We start from the raw sequence: 20,049 nt of genomic DNA on the forward strand, positions 1-20,049 counted from the left end.
GGAGTACTGCCCGCAGTTTGCAACTCCCCTACCCATGGGCAGCAGTCCTAAGCTGTATGTAATAGGCGTTTCGTGTGTCGTTCTTGGTTATTATAGAGCGATGCCGCTGAGCCGGTACAGGAGGACTGCGTGAGTCGGTGGCGTTGGGTCGTGATGGCGACTTTGGCATATTCCGGGTCGCCTTTTGCTAATGGCTGCTATTCGGCCCCCTATGATTGCCGACCAGTTGGCGACATTGCTCCCGACACGGGGCATAGCTACGCCGAACGGGCTCGCGCGTATGCGCAGTTCGCTTGGCAGGACTTTATGGCGCTGAATTTTCCGGCGGCGACCGGCGCAGACGGTCATCCGCTTCCAGAACCCAGTACGATGCGTGGTCTGGACGATCACGCAGGCTGCTATACCGCTGTCTGGCAAGTTTATCCCGAGGCGCGCGATCTGTTTCGGCCGGGGGGGCAGCCGCCGGCTCAGCCATTCGGAAGCGGACACGATGTGCCAGACATCTGTATCGCGGCAGGGCGGGCCGCGCGATTGAGTGCGTTTCGACGTCGACGTGATCGGTTGGGCGACAACATGGTTCTGGACGAATATGTCCAGGCGGATCTGATGGGGCCCGTGATCGATTCGTCCGGGCACTATGTTCGCTACGGCATCCACTTTAATCGGCCGATGTTTAATTACATTGTCGGGAACCAGCTGTATTCCCAGGAAGGTCAGTCGCAATTCGACGCGCATGATTTGCATCGTGACCACAGCAAAGTGCATTTTCCGCGTGGCCGCTATGATGCGACGGTGGGTTCGATTTTCATCAAGGCGGCTTGGAAAATCCTCGACGCACACGATGATCCGTTGACCTTCTATCGAGTACGCGCATACGTCTACGATGCACCAGGTGGGGCGTTTCATGACGAACCGACGGTCACGGCGCACTGCGAGGTCCGGACGATGGGCCTCGTTGGCTTTCATATCGTCCATTTCACGCAATCCGCGCCGCAGGGTGTCTGGTCCACGTTCGAACATCGGGACAACGCGCCGTGGCTGGCTGACTTCAAGATGGGAACGCCGGTGCGTCCCTATTCATTTTTTAATCCCACACGTTGTCCGTCGGTCAGCGGTCAGCCTGCCTGCCGATACAATGTTTTGCCGCCCCAGCCGTGGAATCCGCAACGGCCAGGTCAAGCTCCGACACAACTGGTGAGGATTGCGGCTCCTGGCGCATGGGCGATCGAGGCTAATCGTGCGGTGAGGCGTGCGTTGCGGCAATACGAAGGACAGACCGTATGGGATCACTATTTCCTGGTGGACGTTCAGTTTCCGACCGCGGGCAAGTCTGCTGACGCATCAGGGCGCGCTGATCCCGACGGCGCGCCGACCCCGACGTTGCTGGCCAATACCACGATGGAAACGTACATTCCAGGTTTTCACGCCCGCGAGCAGACGACTAACGGGAAAGCCGTGCCGAGCGACGACCGGATGACGGGCGTGGTGCTCGCACCCGGACCGGTCGATCCGTGGCAGCCACGTCAGTTCAATCGGGCTGGCGGGGCGCCGCGCGTCACCTCGAGCTGTATTGGTTGCCATCTCGATGCGTCGATGGCCACAGGTGCGGCCGGTGATTTCGTGTTTGCGCTGGACCGGGCACAGCGCTTGGCGCCCGTGCGCAATTCCGGCGACGTGTCTCTGCAGCGTCTGGAGCGGACACTGGCCCCAGCTCCTTGATAGGGGCCCCTTCCGCGCGAATACGCATCTTCGATCCTTGATGGGATACAGAACTATGACGCCGGCCATGACCCGAAGACAGTTCTTATATGGCGCTGGTGCGCTCGGCGGCTTGTTGCTGGCCCCCGCTTTGCCCGTATGGGCCCGGGCCGATATGCCTCCCGGCCGTCGCGCGCCGGCGGCGTTTGTCGACCTGTCAGCCGCACTGCTGGGCATTGAGCATTCGGTGCTCGACCCAGCGGTTGCGCCGGACGATTTAGCCTTGGCGAGCGTCTTCTACGACCTCGGCAGTCGGGCGGGACCGGATGGATTGCACCAACTCGAGCGCGAATACATACGATGGTCGACAAGCGGCATGCACGGGGCGGTGATTGCACACGCCCTGTTGACGGCGGGCGTCAACCTGCCACGAACGGATGCGGTCGGAACGTTCGCACGGCTGACTATGCTGATGTGGCTGTATGGAGTCTGGTACGGCGGCACGGAGTGCGATCGTCACTCCGGTGCGCGCGCGCATATCACGGACCCGGCGTATCAGGTCGACGGAATTGTCTCCGGCCGCGCTTATCGGGCTGCGTGGATTTGGCGAGTGGCACAGGCTCATCCCCCGGGCTTCAGTCAATTCAGCTTCGGCAGCTGGGCCGAGCCCCCGCCATCGCTAGCCGACTACGGCATCCACGTGTGATACGGCATTTCTGTCAGGCGGAGGGCGATGGCGTGAAGTAGCTGGGGCCAACGGAGGAGACATGACTTATGACGTGGTGATTGTGGGCGCAGGTCATGCCGGCGCGTATCTGGCTTGGTCGCTCGGTCTGCAGCGCAAGCGAGTGTTAGTGCTCGAGGCGGGCCCGGCGACGCATCGTAACCGCGAAGACTATATGGAGAATTTCTATTTAAGTACCTTCAAGTCGCCGGAATCGCCTTATCCGCCCGATGCCAATCGACTTGATCCAGCTCACACCAATGCGCCACGGCCGACGACTCAGGCGCTGGTGCTTGCCTGGGACCAACCTGACCGTTCCTATTTGACCTACGCATCCGGTTCGATGCCTTTTGCAAGTACCTACGAGCGAATCGCCGGAGGAACCGGGTTGCACTGGATGGGCACCTGCCTGCGGATGGGAGAAGCGGATTTCAAGTTGCGTGAGCGTTACGGACACGGGCGTGATTGGCCGCTCTCGTACGGCGATCTCGCGCCGTACTACGCGCGTGCGGAAGCCCTCGTTGGGGTCGCGGCGGATGTCGCGGCGCAGGTGCCAACGAATATCCCCTTTCCGTCGGACTATCAGTACCCGATGCCGGGGATTCCGCTGTCAAGGGTGGATGGGCTGATCCAGTCGCGCGTGGACGGTCCGCCGCTAACCGATGAAACCTATGCACCACCGCACGCCACGATCGTGACGCCGACGCCGGCGGGCCGCAATTCGGTGCCGTACGACAATCGGCGTGTGTGCCATGGGAACACCAACTGTACGCCCATCTGCCCGATTCGGGCCAAATACGATGCGGCCTACACACTGGATAAAGCCCTCGCGACCGGTTATGTCGAGGTGCGTGATCAGACCGTGGTGGACCGGGTGTTGGCCGATCGTGACAATGGCCGTATAACAGGCCTGCACTATGTCACCTACGACTCGATTGCCGTGCCTGCGACGGCGGGGCGAACCGGTGAGGGTGTCGCGGTTGGGGCAATCTACATTTTGGCTGCCCACGCCATCGAGAACGCAAAGATTTTGCTGAATTCGCCGTGGCGTGACGGTATCACGGTCGCGAATCGGAGCGATCAGGTCGGTCGGAATTTGATGGACCACCCGACGTTTCTGGCTTGGGGATTAATGCCGGCCGACGTGCGTGCCTATGGTTACCGGGGACCCGTGTCGACGGCAGGGATCGAATCCTTGAAGGACGGTGCATTCCGGCGCAAGCGCGCGGCGTGGCGAATCGAAATTGGCAATGAAGGTTGGTTGTGGCCGACGAATGATCCCTATACCACGGGACTGGACTACGTGTATGGTACCAACGAAGGCGGATTGAATGCGGCGCGGCAGGTGTTGGGCAATGCTTCCTATGTCCGGACGCTGAATAATCTGCTGACGCGACAATTCCGGCTGGCGTTTCTGGTCGAGCAGGACGCCGATCCAGCCAATCGGGTACAACTGTCGCTCGATCATCGCGACCATCTGGGCTTGGCACGGCCGATGCTCTCGTATCGGTTGTCAGACTATGTCAAGGCGGGTTTCGAACAGGCGCGGGCCGCGGCTCAGGAGCTGATGTCACGGCTGGATGCGAGCGATCATACGCGAGTCGATGCTGGCACGGCTTGCTCGTTTGAGTACCGTGGACAGCGCTACAACTACGCCGGAGCCGGCCACGTTTGCGGCACGCACGTGATGGGAGCGTCGCCGTCGGACTCAGTAGTGGACGCCGATCAGCGCAGTTGGGATCACGACAATCTGTATATCGTCGGATGCGGGTCGATGCCAAGCATCGGCTCGGCCAATCCGACGCTCACCATGTTGGCGATGACGGGGCGGACCTGTGACAGGGTCCTGTCAAGGTTATAGCGTGGCCGGCATCGCACGATCGGGTGACACCGACTGGGCAGCAGTCGATCGGGTTGCCACAAACGCCAGAACGCGCCGGACAGGGAGCGCAACTGGAACGGCATCCTGTCCGCACTGGTCCAGATCGAACCGGACTTTCCGACTGGCAGCACGCCTGACGTCCGGTGGTGCGGCGTGTTCGGGCGGAAGGGGCGAGTAAGCGCAGTGCATTGCACAGGCGGGCCAGATTGGACCCGCTTGCCAGATGCTGATGAGCGCGCGTTGCATCTGCCGATCAGGACGACCAAACCAACGCAACTGAAAATTCGGAAAATCGGTCGCGCCTGGTAGGTGCGGAGCGTCTGGTCGTCGGGTGACGAGCAGCCCCCACGCGGCTCGACCGTGCTCGTCGAGCATGCCCCAGAACTGATGATCGGCGCAATCGTGGGTTTGGCACATTGAGCCCACCAAATAGGTTTGGCCATCGATGATGCGATGGGTAACCGGGCTACTGGTGGCCTCGTCGCGATCAAGCCAGTGAGGCACGTCCAGCTCACCTGTCAACATCAGCCGCCACGCATGATCGTAAGGCGATTGCTGGACCAGGTTGGCCATTGTGGGTGATGACTCGCTGGCCGAAACGTGATTCGATTGGCTAGGTAGCACGACCAGCAGTGCGACCACGCACGCGAACGCGCGCGACAAGCATACTATCAACATGATACGGCGCTCCTTGGCAGGGGAGGATGCAGCAAATCAGGTGAGTTGTCCCGGTTTGTTTCGTGGTCCTTCTTGGTTCCGGATCGTCCAAAGTGCTGAAGTTGAACGGAAAGGCACGTCTACCGGCAAGAACGGCAATCCACCATGCAGTGTTGCAGCGGTTCCGAATACCGCAGATCAGGTATGGCTGATCCAGCACGGGAAATTGTTGGTTGTGACCGAGCGTATGCAAATTGGGTTCCAGTCGTCCCGATAGTCGAAGGACGTTCGGCAACGGGGTAACGAAACTCGCGCGACAATCGAGGTGTGGACGCGCTGCGATGCGAAAGCCCGCGTCGATCGGTGGTGCGATAAGTCTCGATAGGTGAGCCCGACAGAACGCCGTTCTGACTTATGTGAACCGCTCGGCGTGTCCATGATTCCCTGCTACGATCCAAGGAAAAATACCCTCGCAACCGTGGCGGACTGTTGGGCCACGATGGACAGACGAACAAGCACATGCGTGCGCGTGTCGGCAAAATATCGCGATGGAGTCGCGGTGCCAGTGGCAGCTCGAGTCGCTCGCTGGAGCGCCGTTAATTTTCTTGGGAGTACTCTCTTCGCACGGCGGATTTCTGCTCGCGGATGATTCTCAGGGATGCCAATTCGGAATCGAGTGTGGAAAGGATTCCATCCAATGAGTGGATTCCGCGAATCCGCAATTGATTGATTTCCCTGATTCTGCGGCTATCTATCTTTTCAAGGGCATTGAGTTGAATCTTGATGTTCTTGTATGCATGATTAATTCTTTGATAATCAGTGTCGTCGGCGTTGGCGATTTCATTCAGATTGGTTGCGATTGCCTGGTGTATATTTTTCCCATCTTCACTGCGAAGTTTGAGGTTGCCGGTGTCGATCCCGGTGGAAATTTTCTCCGACCAAGATTTTATGATGCTGATTCTTCGGGCGTTGCGAATGTCGCTGTCAAAGTATCGCGGGAGAAGGCGTGTGAGAATGTTCATTTGTGGTATTTGACTGGTTTGGTAGTGTTTGTCGATGGCAGGGTGCGCATGGATTATATTTCTTCAGTTTATAAATATCCCGATTTGCAGCGGCTTCAATATTGCACCCAAGCTTGTGCGTACGATCGCGTTGCCTGCTTGTCGCTGTACGGATAACGCTCGTGAGTTGCACTCGCGGCGGTATCTAGTTCCGTGTGGGTATGTCAAATCGGCGGCCCGAGCGCGAGAAGGCGTCGGGGGGGGGCTTCGCAAAGCTAACCAGTCGTGCAACGGCTTCTTGCTTCGTCGTACCTCGACATATCGAAGTGGGTAAAGTGGGCGGGGTTGCCGGGCAAGCCATAAAATGTGAAGTTGCCGAAGTCGACGACATAGCGCCGATCAGGCACGGCTTGGGTGAACATTTCATGACGACGCTCAATGGATAGTTCGGTAGCCGGAATTGTGCGGGCTAGCCAGTTGGCCGGAGAATGCATGATTGATCGTGTCGATCAGTTGCAGCTGGGTGAGTCCGTGCCGAGACAACTGGATGCCTTCGTCTGAAGCAAGCAATCGGGAGTCGTTGATCAACCGGTTAAATCGCGCTTTTACCTCAATGGTGTCTAGGAGGGCATGTTCTGCAGATCGTACGTTACCGAAAGGAACGCAGTCGGGTTGCAACTTCGGGCAGAGGGCAGAGGCTCGCGGGTTGTTGTTGAGCGAAAGATTGACAGCGGGCTACTGAGATTCGTGTGGAACAACGATGCGTGATGGTGTCTTGCGCACCGGATGGCAGCCGGTAGCGCAATGAGGAATGGGCGTGACACCGGTCGTGGAAGGTGAGGTTTTGCGGCATGATTCAGGGCTTCGGTGACGGAAGATTCATCATTGAGCAATGAAGCGATGTTGGGGGGCTATCAGAAAGCGCTGACGATCTCGAGCCGGGCGCTGAATGGTGGGCATCGCGTGCATGGTGACCTGAAATTGAGCATGGTGGTTCAAGGGGCGATCATGCACCTCATCGGCTGAGACGAAGTGGTGGTCCGCTGGCGTTTTTTCCTTGAGTATGCCGAATTGAGATATATTCTGCGCTGGTTTGATTGGATAATTCGAGTGGAGTGAATTGCATGGCAACATATCGAGAACTCAGAGCCCAGGCCGATGCATTGATGCAGCAGGCGGAAAATGCGCGTCAGGCAGAACTGCAAGCAATTCTGGATGAAGTGCGTGCGCGTGTGGCCGAGTACGGACTGACACCGGATCAGGTTTTTGGACGCGGGCCGCGCAAGGCGCGCGCGGTTCAAGCGAGTCTGCCACCCAAGTACCGGGATCCCAAGACGGGCGCGACGTGGAGCGGGCGTGGACGAGAGCCGGCATGGATCAAGGGCAAGCGACGGGACCGTTTCCTGATCGAAGCATAAAGGGCGTCGTTATCGCTCCGTCCTGTTATTTCGTCTTATGGGGCGAGTGGCTTTCATAGTGGCATCACCCATTATCCAGGCGCGTGGTTTGGCGTACGGGTGCGCAGGCGCCAGTCCCGTGCTTGACCTCGTTTGCGATGGCGAGACGCACGTCGTATCTCCGACTCGTAGGGCGAGAAAAAGGCCCGTGTGCGGGAATGGTGGCGGTTGCAACGCGGCAGCGCCCCGAGTTCGACCAAGATTGTGTCGGGCGAACGTGACTCGGAGATGCATCAGAGCAAGAAAGGCAATCTGTGGCACCTCGGCATGAAAGTGCTATCAGCGTGGACGCCAAATCGGGGTTGATGCATACGGTGCGGGGCACCGCGGGCAACGTCAGCAACGTGCCCGAAGCCAATAGTTTGCTTGCTGGGCGAAAAAACCGCCGCGTTTGATGATGCGGGTTGCCAAAGGGTACACAAGTGCCTATACACTCGGACCGGCGTGAACTGGTATATGGCGATGAATCCCGGATACCGCCGTATTCTGGACAAAAGCAAGCGGCTTGGTGATGCGCTCAGCTCACGGATCAGGTCGAGCGAACCAAGGCCAGTATCCGGGCAAAGGGCAAGTGCCCGTTCCAAGTGATCAAGCTGCAGTTCGGCTATGCCAAGGTTCGCTCTTGAGGGCCGAAGAAGAACACCATACGACTCATGACCTTGTTCGCGCGGTTCATCTTATGGAGATGGAGTGCGACAAATTATTGGTCGCTCGGGCATGATCGCGTTCCGGGGTTGCGCCGATGCCTTACGCGCAACCCGTAAATGCTGTCCGGCGCATGCCGACCAGCTTCGATTCGGGCGGACAGATTTGCGTCGTGGCACATTTATCTGCCTGTTAAGCGGCCAAGCACACTTGATTCGGGTTTGTGAAAAGCATCCTTAGTGCTGCTGCTTTCGAAATGAGCGCACCTGATCTCTCAATTTCACAACTTCCTCTGGCGACATTACAGAGAGCATCTTCCACATCTTTGTTTTTAATTCAGCGCTTTCGCTTTCTGAGTGACTGCGCCATTTTGGAATGTCGCGTTTGGTCTCGGCGAGTGCATTTTGGTATAGGCCACTTCGGATATTGGTCGCTACATCGTCGGGAACCGACACGCTTAGAATTGTCATGTTGTTAATAGACCTGATTAAAAGTTGGTGGCGGCTTGGCAGGTCTTGGGTCGTGTTTTTAGGGGGGGGCGGCGTAGTCGCCGTTTCGTTGGATACACGGGTTGGGCGGAGTGTCTTCGACGCATCCCGGGCATGAGTTGATTGACGGGGCTGACGTGCGAGCTTGAAAAACGGCAGGGCAGAGCCGATCAATGATACTGGTGGCATGAGAAACGTCCATAGATGATTTAAGTGATTTGACGATAAAGGTGTCGGTTATTGGGTAGGATGGCTATCAAGGACCGCTCTGTGCAATGTATGGCGGGTGCGGCCGCTGGTCGAATGCGGCTCGACGGGGAGCGTTATGCGCCAGCTGCTGATGGGCATCAATGGCCATGGGTTTGTCGTCTGCGAATTCGGTCGCAAACCATCCGGCCCTTTTGTTTTTGCGCATGCTCGATCGGGTCGTTTCGGTTGGGCTCGGTGTCTGCGGCAGCGCGGGAAACAGCAGTCCAAAGTGTCCGAGGGGCGGACCTATGGGCTATATCTTCACTTCCTCGAAAAGCCGCCTCGACATGGATTCGTTATCGCTAGGGGTGGCGCTTATCCGATGCTGGTTTCGGTGTCGGAATCGATGCGACCTCTTTGGGGTGGGTCTGTGTGTCGTAGATGGGGGGGCGGCTTTTTGATTGGTTCTTGATAGTCCAAAGCACAGGACTTGACCAAAAATGGTTGAATGCTATGTGAAGATGTGCGTCCCGTTTTCTGTGGTTTCCGAATTGTTGCGATGCCGCGATTCTTTGTTTCGACGGTGTTGGTGGGGTGTGGCGTCTTGGTGTGCGGTACATCAGCGCTGGCGCAAAATAGCGTGACACTGTACGGTGGACTCGACACGGGCGTGGCCTACTTCGACAATCGTATGGGCGCTCGTGGGTCCGGCAACAGTGTGCAAACGCAGGCCGGTAACCTATCTCCCAACCTGTGGGGGATAAAGGGGATCGGAGATTTGGGGGGCGGTCTTCAATCGATATTCAAGCTGGAAAGCGGTTTTAATGTCAACAACGGGCGTCTGACGCAGGGCGGGAGGCTCTTCGGGCGGACTGCGTCTGTGGGGTTGGGTGATGCGATATTCGGCACCGTAACGATGGGGCGCCAATACGACCCACTAGTCGATCTGATTCAGCCGCTCACCAATGATGGAACATTCGGTTCGACATTCGCGACGCCAGGCGATGTGGACAACTACGACAATAGCTATCGCACCGGAAATTCGATCAAATACGCGACCCCGGATCTGGAGGGGCTTCAAGGGGCCGCCATGTACGCGCTGGGTGGTCAACCTGGCGGAACGGCTGGGCGCACTTATGCTTTTGCGGCTGCCTATCACCATGGTTCGATCGGCGTGGGCGTCGGATATTTCTATGCCCATAGCGCACATGGTTCGGTTGCGTCGTTTGATGGCCTGCGCCCGAACGTCGATGTGGACATCGACTCACCAGCAATCACTGGGGGCTTCGTGTCGGCCAACTCGCTTCAGATTGTTCGCGCTGCGGCCAATTTCCAACTTGATCAATGGATTGCGGGAGGCGCGTTCAGTTACGTGCGGTATGGCGACTATGGGTTGGCCTCTGGCCGTACAGGATCGACAGCGTTCAATACAATTCAGACATTCCTGGACTACCGCTTGAGTGCGGCTGTTGTGGTGGGTATTGGGTACGACATCACGAAAGGCGCCGGTAACAACGTCAGCGTGCGCTATAGCCAGTGGAGTTTGGGAGGCAAATACCGCCTGTCGCCGCGTACCGATCTCTACGTGCTGGCAGGCCTTCAGTGCGCGTCCGGTAGCACGATCAATGTCGCCGGTGTTCTCGTGCCGGCAGTGGCGTCGATGGGGGATTTTGGTAACGATGCCAGCACCAACCGCCAAGCGATGGCCATGATCGGCATCCGTCATGCTTTTTAGTTGGTGGTCAGTCAACACAAAGGGCTGCTCGGGAGAAGGCGATCTCAGATTTATCTGGTGAAAATTGAGGTGGCGTCTTATTTTGGAATGGCGCGATCTTTCCGATAATGTCGTTCATTCCCATTCGTTACAGGGCGCCGAATCGCCCTGTTGAGGAGTCGAACGTGAAACACCGCCTACGAGTCTTGTGGTTGTCCCTGTGTTTGATTGTGCCGGTTGCGCATGCTGCGTCGATGACGCCTGTATCAGGCAAGGACTATGAGTTACTCAAGCCGGCTCAGGCAACTGCGGCGCCGAAAGGCAAAGTCGAAGTCACTGAATTCTTCTGGTATGGCTGCCCGCATTGTGCGGAATTTGAATCGCCGCTGGAGGCCTGGGCCCGAAAAGAGGGCGACAAGATTGCGCTGAAGCGGGTGCCGGTCGCGATGAACAGTGCATTGACGCCGCATTCTCGCATGTATTACGCACTGAATGCGCTGGGCGTATCAGAGCGCATGATGCCGATCCTGTTTGACGCAATTGGCCAACAGGGGCAGCCACTGTTGACGCCGCAGGATCAGGCTACGTTTCTGTCGAAATACGGCGTCAACCGGGCGCAGTACCTTCAAACCTATTATTCAGCGCGTGTCCAGGCCGACGTTGCGCGAGCTGCGAAACTGATTCGCGACGAGCGAATTGTGGGCGTACCGACGGTGACCGTGGCCGGTAAATATGAGACGGGACCTGGCTATACGGGCAGCCTGGAAGCAACTACGTCCGTTCTGGATTATCTCGTCAAGCAGGTTGATGCATCTTGAGTGAGGTGTGTGTGGGCGATGTAATGGTCGCCTGAGTCGGATTGGTGGGCGTGGTCACCCGTGCGGGCGAAGGATCACAGCGAACCGATGCAATGGTATTGACGAGGGTGTATGGGCAATGAGAATCGGCATTTCTTTCCTGACGCATGAGAACCAGAACCTTTGGTCCAATGGGCTGGATCAGAATATCGTGTTTCTCGCCCATTTGCTTCAACAATTGCCCTTTGTTCAGTCGGTGGGATTGATCAAGGTTGGCGATCAGAGGCGACGGCCACCGCAACTTGACTCGGTCGCGGAAGACTTGCCGTTGATGTCGTTACGCGACGCGGGCGAAGCGGTTGATGTCGTCATCGAGATGGGCGGGGCGCTGGATGTGTGTTGGCTGGACTGGATGCGTGCCCGGGGCAAGAAGGTGGTGTATCACTGCTGCGGTCAGCCGTACGTGGCATGGGCGGAGACCGTCGTGTTCGATCAGCCGAACCATTTCACCCGTCCGGACCGGTGCGATGAAGTCTGGTACCTGCCGAAAGACGCCTGCTTCGCGCCGATGCTGCGCACGATGCACCGATGCGAGGTACATGAGGTTCCGTTCATTTGGCATCCGCGGTTTCTGGACGCGCGCATCCGCGAGGTACGGGCGCAGGGCTACGAATATGGGTACACGCGACGAGATGCGAGTACCCGAGGACTGCACGTCGCCATCTTCGAACCCAACCTGTCGGTCGTCAAAAGCACAGTTCTACCGATGTTGATCTGCGATGCGGCGTATCGGGCAAACCGCGATAGCGTCACGTTCGCGTGCGCACTGAACGCGCGTCGCATGTATGAATGCTCGGCGTCGCAGTCGCGAGTTCGGTCGCTAGACCTCTTTCGTCATCGAAAAATGGGATTGTACGAACGTCACGACACCGTGACCGTATTGGCACAGCGCCCGAATGCCGTCGTGTCACACCAATGGCAGAACGACCAGAATTATCTATATCTTGACGTGCTATATGGCGGCTATCCGTTGATCCACAACTCGCCGTGGCTCAAGGACGTTGGCTATTATTATCCGGCATTCGATGTACAGCGCGGGGCAGCACAACTCCTGCGGGCGGTGGTCGAGCACGACGCCGCGCTGGGTGAATATTACGCGCGCGCACAAGATATCTTTGATATGGTGCATCCGTCGAGTCAGCCCAATCTGGCAGCATATGCCGAGCGGTTGTTGCATCTGTGTCAGGGCGCTGCTTTTGTGCCGAAGGCGGGTGCATGAGCGGCAACTGTTGCGACCGCTTCAGCGGGCGCCCCCGCGATCTGCGGGTCGGCATTGGCATCTCGGCGCGTACGCGCCGGAAATCGCTTTGGCTGGGCAATGGCATCCAGAATGCCCTCTTTCTCGCGATGCTACTGACCTGTGTGCCGACTGTCGGCGAGGTCCACTTGGTGCGGGAGGGTGCAGACGACCCATTCGACGACATCCGCGATTGTCTGGCTCTTGTGCCGGTGACGTTGGTTGGGATGTGCGAGGCGGCCGAGGCGCTCGACGTGATGATCGATCTGGACGCACAACTCGATCCCGAATGGATCGTGGCCTTTCGCGAACGTGGCGGCAAGCTTGTATCGATGCGCTTCGATCACGATTATGTGTGTGATATCGAGCAGATGATCTTCGGCCGGTTGCCGAACGCGCCAATTGTGCCGGGCGCGTATCACGAAATCTGGACGTTACCGCAATACGCGGCTAGCGGGATCCCCTACCTGGGCAGTGTGTGCCGCGTGCCGATCAGGGTGGTGCCACCCTTGTGGAATCCGATATGGCTGCAACACAAGACGGCGCTTTTGCCTGACGGGCGGCAGTTTGGTTATCAGCCAGGCCGGCGCCGCTGGCGGGTGGGGATCTTTGAACCGAATTCCTCCGTGGTGACAACGAGCTTGATTCCGCTGCTGACATGTGAGGCGGCGCATCGTACCGATTCCGGCATGTTCGAGCGCGTTCGTGCCTTCAGCACGTTCGAATGGCGGCAACATCCTGGATTCCAGAATCTCGTATGCAGTCTCGACGTTGTCCGGCATGGGTTGGCTTCGTTCGATCACCCAGTTTCGTTTCACGAGGTCATGGCGGGTGATGTCGATGCCGTGGTCAGCCATCAATGGGAGTGCGGGCTGAGTTCGCTCTATTGCGAGGCACTCTATGGGGGCTATCCGCTCATTCACAATTCCGCTCTGATCGGTGGTTGCGGTTATCGCTATCAGGCGTTCGATTGCGTTGAGGGCGCTCGAGTCTTGTGTCAGGCAATCGCGGACCACGATAGCAGTCTGGAGGCGTATCGTCAGCGGGCCGCAACGTTTCTGAAAAGCCTCGATCCTGCGTGCGAGGCTAACGTTAACGCATATAGCGGGGCGTTGACTGCCGTGGTCGCATCACATGGCAGTAGCGGCGCGTAGCCATGGTTGATCGACTGGGCAAGACAGGAACAATTCAGCTATTCGATGAAAGGCGCAGCGACGCCAAAGGATTCAGTATGCCGTTCTTTACGATCGCGATAGTCACGCGAAATTATGGTCACTTCATTGAGGCGGCGATCCGGTCCTGCCTAGCGGGAGCGGATCAGGATGTCGAAGTCTTGGTGGTCGATGATGGGTCGGAAGACGATACGGCGCAAGTGGTGCAGGCTGTCTGCGCCCATCATCCCAAAGGTGCGCAAGTGCGTTATCACCGTGCCGGCCCAATCGGCTTGGCGGCGGCCCGCAACGAATCCCTGCGGTTGGCGCAAGGAGAGTACCTGGTGTGTCTGGATGCTGACGATGTCCTGATGCCCGAAACGTTGACGCGATATCGTCGCGTGTTGCAGGACCATCCGGATGCGGACGTTCTGTACGGCCACGTTGTGGCGACGTACCCCGATCTTGTGCCGCTCGCGCGCCTAAGTACCGAGGTAATCAGGCCCTATCCGTATTCCCTTGCCGTGTTGCTGGGCCGCAATCCCATTCCGCATGCCGGGTCCGCTTCGCGGATTCGGTTGATGCGGGAAATCGGTGGATATCGGAAGGGACTAGACCGCGCCGAAGATTATGCGATGTGGCTGGATCTCGCGGCACATCACGCCCGGTTCCACTATGTGGATGCCTGCGTGGCACTATATCGTCGACACGATGACAATGCCACGCAAAACTTGAAGCCGGAATGGGATTTGCCGGTCATCCAGGCGATGTTGGAACGTTATGAACTGCGCGAGTTGCTGCCAGACTTGGGGTGGCAGCGCGATGAGGCGAGTGCGCACCTGAGTGCGGTGTGTGTCATGGCGCGGCGATTGCTACAGGCGCGGGCGGATGAGGTGTTCGTCCGAGATTTTCTCGCGAATCTTCTGTGCCCATCACGGTCTTGCGGGCAGTCGTCGGTGCGTGATAGCGCTTGACAAGCGGGTGGGCGCAACCGAGGTGCCGGGGCGATGCGCTATCGCCAGCGCGGCAATGCCAGTCTTGTATCGACGGGTTGGTCGTTAAGCGATTGGGTTGCATCAGAGCGGAGCGGGTGCAGCCAGCAGGGCTAGGCTGCACCCCAACGGTCCGCGAAGCCTGTCTGCCCGGTTAGGGCGCGTTGCCCGATCGACAGTAGTTTGCAAAATTGTCGGCAGAGACGGCAAATCCCTTTTGCTTGGCGAGTTCCCATGGCCGTTCACAGCGTTGTGTGGCTTCGCACCAGGCGTAACCAGCGGACGGTAGGCAGCCGTGGGCGTCGCGATCGCCCCCAATCATGGGGGATGGACTTGGAGACACCGCGCACGCGCTCAGGGTAACGGCCATGGCAAGCAGGATAGCGAAAGAGGTGTGACGAAGCATATTTTGTATTCCTTACAGTAAGGATCATTGAATGGGATGGGGCATGCGATTGACTGGCGCGCCCAGACGGTTGAATCATACTACGCCCGAGGGCGGAATCGGGTAGGGATGCGGAACTATCGTCGGAATAGGTGGATGGTGAATCGGATGGTGCTGATAGCTTGCATTGCGCGTTCCGTCTAGCATGACTGAGTCGGGCGGCCGCATGCGCAGTTCATTGACTGCCCATGCGAGCTCGACGCGGTCTGCTCCTTTGTTGAGGAACAAGGAGCAGGTTAGTGGGGTTTGGGGGAGCCGCACTCGGGCGGTTCCCCGCTTTTTGTGCTTGCTCGGCACGCACGTCGTTATCTGCGTGATGTTGGTAATCGTGTAGCCATTGCCCAGGAGCTGGTCGCTATACTGGAGTACCGCCTGCAGGGTCGGTGTGCTGCAGGTAATGGCCGGCTCATTGTTCGGCCATGATGTCGATGGCGCAGCCGACCCGCCAACGTCCTCAAATTTTTGTAGCGCCTCCGCTACGAGTTCATTGAGTTCAGCGCATCCAGCGTCGGTGGCTGGATCGACAGCCGAAGGCCATTTTTCCGTGCATTCTGTCAGTTGTTCCCATAGGATGTCTGCCTTTCTAATTTGTTCGGAGAACTTACTGCTTCGTAAGCTGCGTGTCGCCATGGCAACCGTGCTGAGGAGTGTCCCGTTGGGTTGATTGCCGGTGGTGCTGGAAACGCTTTGTACCGTAGTAGCCATCCCAGTCCGACTCGCCGATGGTGGTGCATCCACAGCGTCTGTGCGCAAATTGCCGGAGAACCTGGCGGGAGAGCAAGAGGTGGGTGGGCGTTGTTTGGCATGGGCCGGGAAGAGAGTTGATCCAATGCATTTTTGAAACGTAAGTCAACGTTGCCCAATTCACCTTTTATAAACCACTCGCAAGAACTGTCTGCCTGCGCGTTGTGGTAGAGAGAAGAGGTTAATAGTTATGCTCGGAAATATGTACTTCGATTGTGGATCGTCGGTTGCTGGCAGAGATGTGGGCACAATATCAGAGCCGCATGAGATGAAATTTTCGAATTCTTACGAAGTGCTTTCGCGTCGACCTGTGGTTCTGACGACGCGGCCGATCGGCCCGACGTGAGACTTGCTGCCTGACTGCACAGCAAAATCTCGCGTGCTGGGGTAATGTGGATGTAGTCGGTAAGATCTCTTTATGTCGGGTGTGCGGGACGAGGCCTTGCTTGGATCGTCATCAATGTGCGTCGGTTTGGGGAGCCTCCGGCTTAAGGCGCGCTTGCAATTTGGCAATCAAGCGCCGTGTAATGTCGACAATGGTCTGAACGACGGCCGCAAGTTCCGCCGGATCCGCTGGCCTGTCACTCCGTGCCAGGCTCTCGGCAGTGTCGGTCAACTGAGCCAGTACGGGCAGACGGCACAATTCGGCGGTCGAATGCAGACGGTGCGCTACGTCGCCGATCGAGGCATAGTCAAGGGTTTGGCTGGCGATATGCAGTGCCGTGATATCCGCTTCGCAGGTCGCGATTAGATTGCGCAAGAGCTTGGACTCGCTCGCGGGATCCAGGCGCGCAATCTGGTCGACAATGCTGTCGGCCGGGGCCGGCTGAGCCGTGCGCACGGGCAAGCCCTCTATACCTGGAGCGCCGGGCGTTTCGCGATGCAACAGTGGCTGCAGTGCGCTGGCGAGTTCGTCGAGTGCAAGGGGTTTAATCAAACAGGTATCCATGCCATTGGTGGTTGCCTCGTGCAAGGTTTCGGGGAGTAGGCTGGCTGTGAAACCGACAATGGTCAGAGGGCGGTTTGTGTGTTGGGTCTTCTCTTGACGGCGGATGGAGCGTGCAAGTTCGAATCCACTCATTCCCGGCATGTTGCAATCCGTGATCAGCACATCAACAGACGTGCGCTCCAGCGCGGCCAGTGCTTCGCCGGCAAGCGTACAGACGATGGTATCGAAACCCAGGAATTGTAGCTGGCGCGACAACACGATCCGATTGGGCGGATGGTCGTCGACGATCAAGGCCGTGCAGCCCTGGAACAGTGTGCCGGGATCCACCCCGGTGGCGGCCGCGGGCGTCATGGTTGGCATCGGCGAATGCGCGGCACGTTGGAGGATGAAGCGCAACGTAATGTGCGTGCCGCGTCCGGGCGTACTCTCAATCGTTAACTTGCCTCCCAATGCGGTGGTGAGATGGTTGCAGATGGGCAGGCCGAGACCGGTCCCACCGTAGTGGGTAGCGATATCGGGCGCAGCTTGCGTATAGGGCTCAAGCAATGACGGGATGGTTGCCGGCTCGATACCGATACCGGTGTCTACGATATGAATATCGACGTGGGTCGCGTCGTCGTCCGATGCGTCTTGGATGTGCGCCCGAAATGACACTGCGCCGCGCGCCGTGAACTTGATCGCATTTGACAATAGATTGCTCAGGATCTGCCGCAGTCGCATGGCGTCCGTCATCACCTGCCAGTCGTGCGCACTCGTCGTGTAACGGAAGGCCACGCCCTTTTTCTTGGCAACTTCTTCGTAAATGGCGGCAACGTTGTCGGTGAGTGAATTCAGGTAAACCGGTTGGATATCGATCGTCAATTTACCGGCTTCGATCTTCGAAATATCCAGAATCTCATCCAGCATGGCGACCAGCGAACGGGCCGACTCGAGTGCGGCTACGACATCTTCGGGAGGGATGCCAGTCTGACGTTTGGCATGCCGCACCTGCAATTCCAGAATGCCCAAGATCGCATTCATGGGGGTACGGATTTCATGACTGATGGTGGCCAGAAAGGTCGATTTCGCGTGATTGGCGTGTTCCGCTTCCTCTTGCGCACGCTTGGCCGCGCGTTGCATTTCACCGCGTTCGGATACGTCCATCCAGCCGCATAGCAGGCTGTGCGAAGCCGGTGCGTCACTCACGAACGGTACGACCCAGGCATGGGCATCGAGTTCATGGCCGTTGACACGCAAACGCGTATCCTTAAATAGTGGGACTTGCTGGGCGACCGCATCTTGGAGGATGTCGGTCAATTGTGCGATGAGTGTGTCGTCCGAGGCGGTCAGCGCGTTGAGCCGACTTCCGACGACACAGCGCGCGGGACCGATCGTAGCGGCAAAGGCCTGATTCCAACCGGATAGCCGCAATTGCACGTCGCAGATGAAGAACGGGAACGGCATGCTGTCCAGCAACGTTTGCTGGAGCGCGAATTGTTGCCGGAGCGCAGTTTCTGCGCGTTGGCGCAGCTGAATTTGCCGGGCCAGTGAACGATTCCATGCGAGCAACAGGAGCCCGAACGAGACCGCAATGGCAAGGCCAGCCCATAGCCGTTGACGCCACGGGCGAAATGTGGCGTCCGGAATGCTGGTGTAATTCCAATGATTTCGGATATCGTTTAGCCGCGCTTCACGCGTGCCTTGCAGTACCTTGTCGATGATCAACGCAAGTTCGGGATCGGACGCTGGCACGCCGAATCCGACTTGGGCCGTGTCGGCGGGCTCAAGGTAGCCCGCGACGACTAACTTGCCTTGGTAGCGTTGAGCAATATAGTAGTTTGCGATATTGATGTTAAGGATCGCGGCGTCGACATTGCCGTCGTTGACCGCATGCAGGGCATCGTTGACTGACGGTGTGACCACGTAGTGAGCAGGCGCGCCAGCGCGAGACGGCAAGGTATTGACGATACCGTCGTTAGGAATCGCAATGCGACTGACGGCTGGCCAGCCAATGGCGTTGGGCAGCGTATAGCCCGTGCGCGTGACCACGGCGAAGCCGCTCCACGAATAGGGCGATGTCGGCACAAAGCCCGGTCGCATGGCATTGGCACTCATGACCGGGAGGATCGCCGGCACATCGTCGGGGCCACTTCCGTGGCTGGGCTTGAAGCGGATCCCGACCTGCGTGGTGATCAGGTTCATCATGTCTGCTGTGACGCCTGCCATTTCACCTTTGTCATCGTGAAACAGGAACGGCGGTGCGTCGGGTTCGGCGGCAAAATAAACGACAGGATGGGCTTGAATCCATGCCTTCTCGGCGGGCGAGAGCACCGTCGCCATGTCGAGCGCAACATGATTCGGGCGCCCCTCCCAGCGTGAGCGCGTCTCAGCCAGGTCCTCAATGTCTATTTGCGCGATCAGACGATCGACCAGATCGATCAGCGGCGCATGGGAGGCCGGTGCAGCCAGCTGAAATCCCGGCGGGCTGGGATAGGTTGTGAAGCGCCGGATGCTCAGGTTGAGCAGTTGCAGCCGCTCGATCAGGTAGTTGCTGATGTTGGTGTTGCCCACATATTGGTCCGCTTGCCCGAAGGCAACCGCGGTCAGTCCGGCCGCGGGTGAGTGGACCGGCATCAGCAGCGCACGGGGGAAATGCTGGCGCAGCACGGCGGCGGATACCAGATCCGGGACATACGCGAGGCGGGGGACTGACGGTGTGGGGACGGTGACGAAGCCTTCGCTTTGGTTGCGCTCGACGACCGAGTCCTGATCCGGAAAATACGCGCGACTGAACCGCAAGCCCGATAAAGCGGGAGTGGTCTGGATGATGGTTGTGGCCAGATCGATGTCGCCGCGACGAGCTGCCGCGAGCATGGCGGTGGTATCCGGATAGCGCTTGAATGTCAGGCGAAGATGTGCGCTGGATCGTAGCCGGTCGAGAAGGTCCGCAGTAATGCCAAAGTAACTTCCGGTGGTATCGACGATGTCGAACGGCGGTGCGATATTGGGTACGACACCCACTCGCAGAGTACGCTGCCGCTCGGCTAACCACGCTTGCGTGGCGGCAGGAATCGTCAGGTCGCGGGTATTTTGTGCGAGGTGGACGAGGCGCAGGTCGTCTGGTTCGTCAGGCGATGCATGGCTCGTGAGCGGGCCTAACAGGACCGCGCCGAGCGTCAGCGCCGCGATCCGTGGCCAACGCGCCCGAGCGAATCGATCACGCAGGAAGGCGCGCATGGG

General features: G+C 58.3%; 16 protein-coding genes and 1 pseudogene. 12 read left to right on the forward strand and 5 right to left on the reverse strand.

Features of this window, described 5'->3' with window-relative positions; all coding sequences use genetic code 11:
• Positions 1 to 150: 150 nt before the first annotated feature.
• The 3 genes from WS45_RS35800 to WS45_RS28260 all read left to right on the forward strand — a co-directional run bounded on the left by WS45_RS35800 (position 151) and on the right by WS45_RS28260 (position 4,283).
• Positions 151 to 1,719, forward strand: a complete 1,569-nt coding sequence (locus WS45_RS35800; protein WP_179950401.1) for a hypothetical protein — start codon at positions 151 to 153, stop codon at positions 1,717 to 1,719.
• A 67-nt stretch (positions 1,720 to 1,786) separates the two neighbouring features.
• Entirely contained in the window at positions 1,787 to 2,404 is a 618-nt protein-coding gene (locus WS45_RS28255; RefSeq protein ID WP_175981542.1) for a twin-arginine translocation signal domain-containing protein, read from the forward strand.
• A gap of 61 nt (positions 2,405 to 2,465) precedes the next feature.
• On the forward strand, positions 2,466 to 4,283 hold the full coding sequence (locus WS45_RS28260) for a GMC family oxidoreductase (protein ID WP_063888594.1): 1,818 nt from the start codon (positions 2,466 to 2,468) through the stop codon (positions 4,281 to 4,283).
• On the opposite strand, the gene WS45_RS34270 is transcribed toward WS45_RS28260, so the two are convergent.
• Entirely contained in the window at positions 4,278 to 4,877 is a 600-nt protein-coding gene (locus tag WS45_RS34270; RefSeq protein WP_179950402.1) for an Ivy family c-type lysozyme inhibitor, read from the reverse strand. The two genes, WS45_RS28260 and WS45_RS34270, sit on opposite strands and share 6 nt — an antisense overlap.
• A gap of 785 nt (positions 4,878 to 5,662) precedes the next feature.
• On the opposite strand from WS45_RS34270, the gene WS45_RS35405 reads away from it, so the two are divergent.
• The 4 genes and pseudogenes from WS45_RS35405 to WS45_RS36300 all read left to right on the forward strand — a co-directional run.
• Positions 5,663 to 6,139: a hypothetical protein gene (locus WS45_RS35405; RefSeq protein ID WP_156437322.1), complete on the forward strand. Its 477-nt coding sequence runs from the start codon at positions 5,663 to 5,665 to the stop codon at positions 6,137 to 6,139.
• Positions 6,140 to 6,847: 708 nt separating this feature from the next.
• Complete coding sequence (locus WS45_RS35410) at positions 6,848 to 6,988, forward strand: hypothetical protein (RefSeq protein WP_156437323.1); 141 nt, start codon at positions 6,848 to 6,850, stop codon at positions 6,986 to 6,988.
• A gap of 98 nt (positions 6,989 to 7,086) precedes the next feature.
• A complete protein-coding gene (locus WS45_RS34275; RefSeq protein WP_082722059.1) occupies positions 7,087 to 7,380 on the forward strand; it encodes an H-NS histone family protein in 294 nt (97 codons plus the stop codon).
• A 219-nt stretch (positions 7,381 to 7,599) separates the two neighbouring features.
• Positions 7,600 to 8,042, forward strand: a pseudogene (locus WS45_RS36300) (transposase); the annotation flags it as partial.
• 258 nt (positions 8,043 to 8,300) lie between these two features.
• On the opposite strand, the gene WS45_RS35805 reads toward WS45_RS36300, so the two are convergent.
• Entirely contained in the window at positions 8,301 to 8,741 is a 441-nt protein-coding gene (locus WS45_RS35805; protein WP_179950403.1) for a hypothetical protein, read from the reverse strand.
• A 559-nt stretch (positions 8,742 to 9,300) separates the two neighbouring features.
• Here WS45_RS35805 and WS45_RS28270 point away from each other — a divergent pair.
• The 5 genes from WS45_RS28270 to WS45_RS28290 all read left to right on the forward strand — a co-directional run bounded on the left by WS45_RS28270 (position 9,301) and on the right by WS45_RS28290 (position 14,674).
• Positions 9,301 to 10,476, forward strand: coding sequence for a porin (locus tag WS45_RS28270; RefSeq protein WP_059524630.1), 1,176 nt, complete (start codon positions 9,301 to 9,303; stop codon positions 10,474 to 10,476).
• 164 nt (positions 10,477 to 10,640) lie between these two features.
• Positions 10,641 to 11,273, forward strand: a complete 633-nt coding sequence (locus tag WS45_RS28275) for a thiol:disulfide interchange protein DsbA/DsbL (RefSeq protein ID WP_059524647.1) — start codon at positions 10,641 to 10,643, stop codon at positions 11,271 to 11,273.
• A 118-nt stretch (positions 11,274 to 11,391) separates the two neighbouring features.
• Positions 11,392 to 12,531 (forward strand): DUF2827 family protein, encoded by a 1,140-nt coding sequence (locus WS45_RS28280; protein WP_059702713.1) that lies wholly within the window; start codon positions 11,392 to 11,394, stop codon positions 12,529 to 12,531.
• The gene (locus tag WS45_RS28285) at positions 12,528 to 13,703 is read left to right on the forward strand and encodes a DUF2827 family protein (protein WP_059524634.1); all 1,176 of its coding nucleotides are present in this window, start codon (positions 12,528 to 12,530) and stop codon (positions 13,701 to 13,703) included. Before WS45_RS28280 ends, WS45_RS28285 begins: the two co-directional genes overlap by 4 nt.
• A 2-nt stretch (positions 13,704 to 13,705) precedes the next feature.
• Positions 13,706 to 14,674 carry a glycosyltransferase gene (locus tag WS45_RS28290; protein ID WP_059524636.1) on the forward strand — a complete coding sequence of 323 codons (969 nt, stop codon included), beginning with the start codon at positions 13,706 to 13,708 and terminating at the stop codon, positions 14,672 to 14,674.
• A gap of 172 nt (positions 14,675 to 14,846) precedes the next feature.
• Here WS45_RS28290 and WS45_RS36305 read toward each other — a convergent pair whose 3' ends face one another.
• From WS45_RS36305 to WS45_RS28295, 3 genes are all read right to left on the reverse strand, one after another.
• Positions 14,847 to 15,098: a hypothetical protein gene (locus WS45_RS36305; protein ID WP_082722061.1), complete on the reverse strand. Its 252-nt coding sequence runs from the start codon at positions 15,096 to 15,098 to the stop codon at positions 14,847 to 14,849.
• A 75-nt stretch (positions 15,099 to 15,173) separates the two neighbouring features.
• Positions 15,174 to 15,842 (reverse strand): hypothetical protein, encoded by a 669-nt coding sequence (locus tag WS45_RS35415; protein WP_156437325.1) that lies wholly within the window; start codon positions 15,840 to 15,842, stop codon positions 15,174 to 15,176.
• 496 nt (positions 15,843 to 16,338) lie between these two features.
• Positions 16,339 to 20,046, reverse strand: a complete 3,708-nt coding sequence (locus WS45_RS28295) for an ATP-binding protein (RefSeq protein ID WP_059702715.1) — start codon at positions 20,044 to 20,046, stop codon at positions 16,339 to 16,341.
• Between the last annotated feature and the right edge of the window lie 3 nt (positions 20,047 to 20,049).

Origin of the sequence: Burkholderia sp. RF2-non_BP3 (assembly GCF_001522185.1) — a bacterium.
In the GTDB taxonomy this organism is placed as follows: domain Bacteria; phylum Pseudomonadota; class Gammaproteobacteria; order Burkholderiales; family Burkholderiaceae; genus Burkholderia; species Burkholderia diffusa.

Excerpts from the sequence above, each read along its gene's own strand:
- WS45_RS28255 (WP_175981542.1), top strand. The coding sequence starts at position 1,787 with ATGACCCGAAGACAGTTCTTATATGGCGCTGGTGCGCTCGGCGGCTTG.
- WS45_RS28260 (WP_063888594.1), top strand. The coding sequence starts at position 2,466 with ATGACTTATGACGTGGTGATTGTGGGCGCAGGTCATGCCGGCGCGTAT.
- WS45_RS34270 (WP_179950402.1), bottom strand. The coding sequence starts at position 4,877 with ATGGCCAACCTGGTCCAGCAATCGCCTTACGATCATGCGTGGCGGCTG.
- WS45_RS34275 (WP_082722059.1), top strand. The coding sequence starts at position 7,087 with ATGGCAACATATCGAGAACTCAGAGCCCAGGCCGATGCATTGATGCAG.
- WS45_RS35805 (WP_179950403.1), bottom strand. The coding sequence starts at position 8,741 with ATGCCACCAGTATCATTGATCGGCTCTGCCCTGCCGTTTTTCAAGCTC.
- WS45_RS28270 (WP_059524630.1), top strand. The coding sequence starts at position 9,301 with ATGCCGCGATTCTTTGTTTCGACGGTGTTGGTGGGGTGTGGCGTCTTG.
- WS45_RS28280 (WP_059702713.1), top strand. The coding sequence starts at position 11,392 with ATGAGAATCGGCATTTCTTTCCTGACGCATGAGAACCAGAACCTTTGG.
- WS45_RS28285 (WP_059524634.1), top strand. The coding sequence starts at position 12,528 with ATGAGCGGCAACTGTTGCGACCGCTTCAGCGGGCGCCCCCGCGATCTG.
- WS45_RS28290 (WP_059524636.1), top strand. The coding sequence starts at position 13,706 with ATGGTTGATCGACTGGGCAAGACAGGAACAATTCAGCTATTCGATGAA.
- WS45_RS36305 (WP_082722061.1), bottom strand. The coding sequence starts at position 15,098 with ATGCTTCGTCACACCTCTTTCGCTATCCTGCTTGCCATGGCCGTTACC.
- WS45_RS35415 (WP_156437325.1), bottom strand. The coding sequence starts at position 15,842 with ATGGCTACTACGGTACAAAGCGTTTCCAGCACCACCGGCAATCAACCC.
- WS45_RS28295 (WP_059702715.1), bottom strand. The coding sequence starts at position 20,046 with ATGCGCGCCTTCCTGCGTGATCGATTCGCTCGGGCGCGTTGGCCACGG.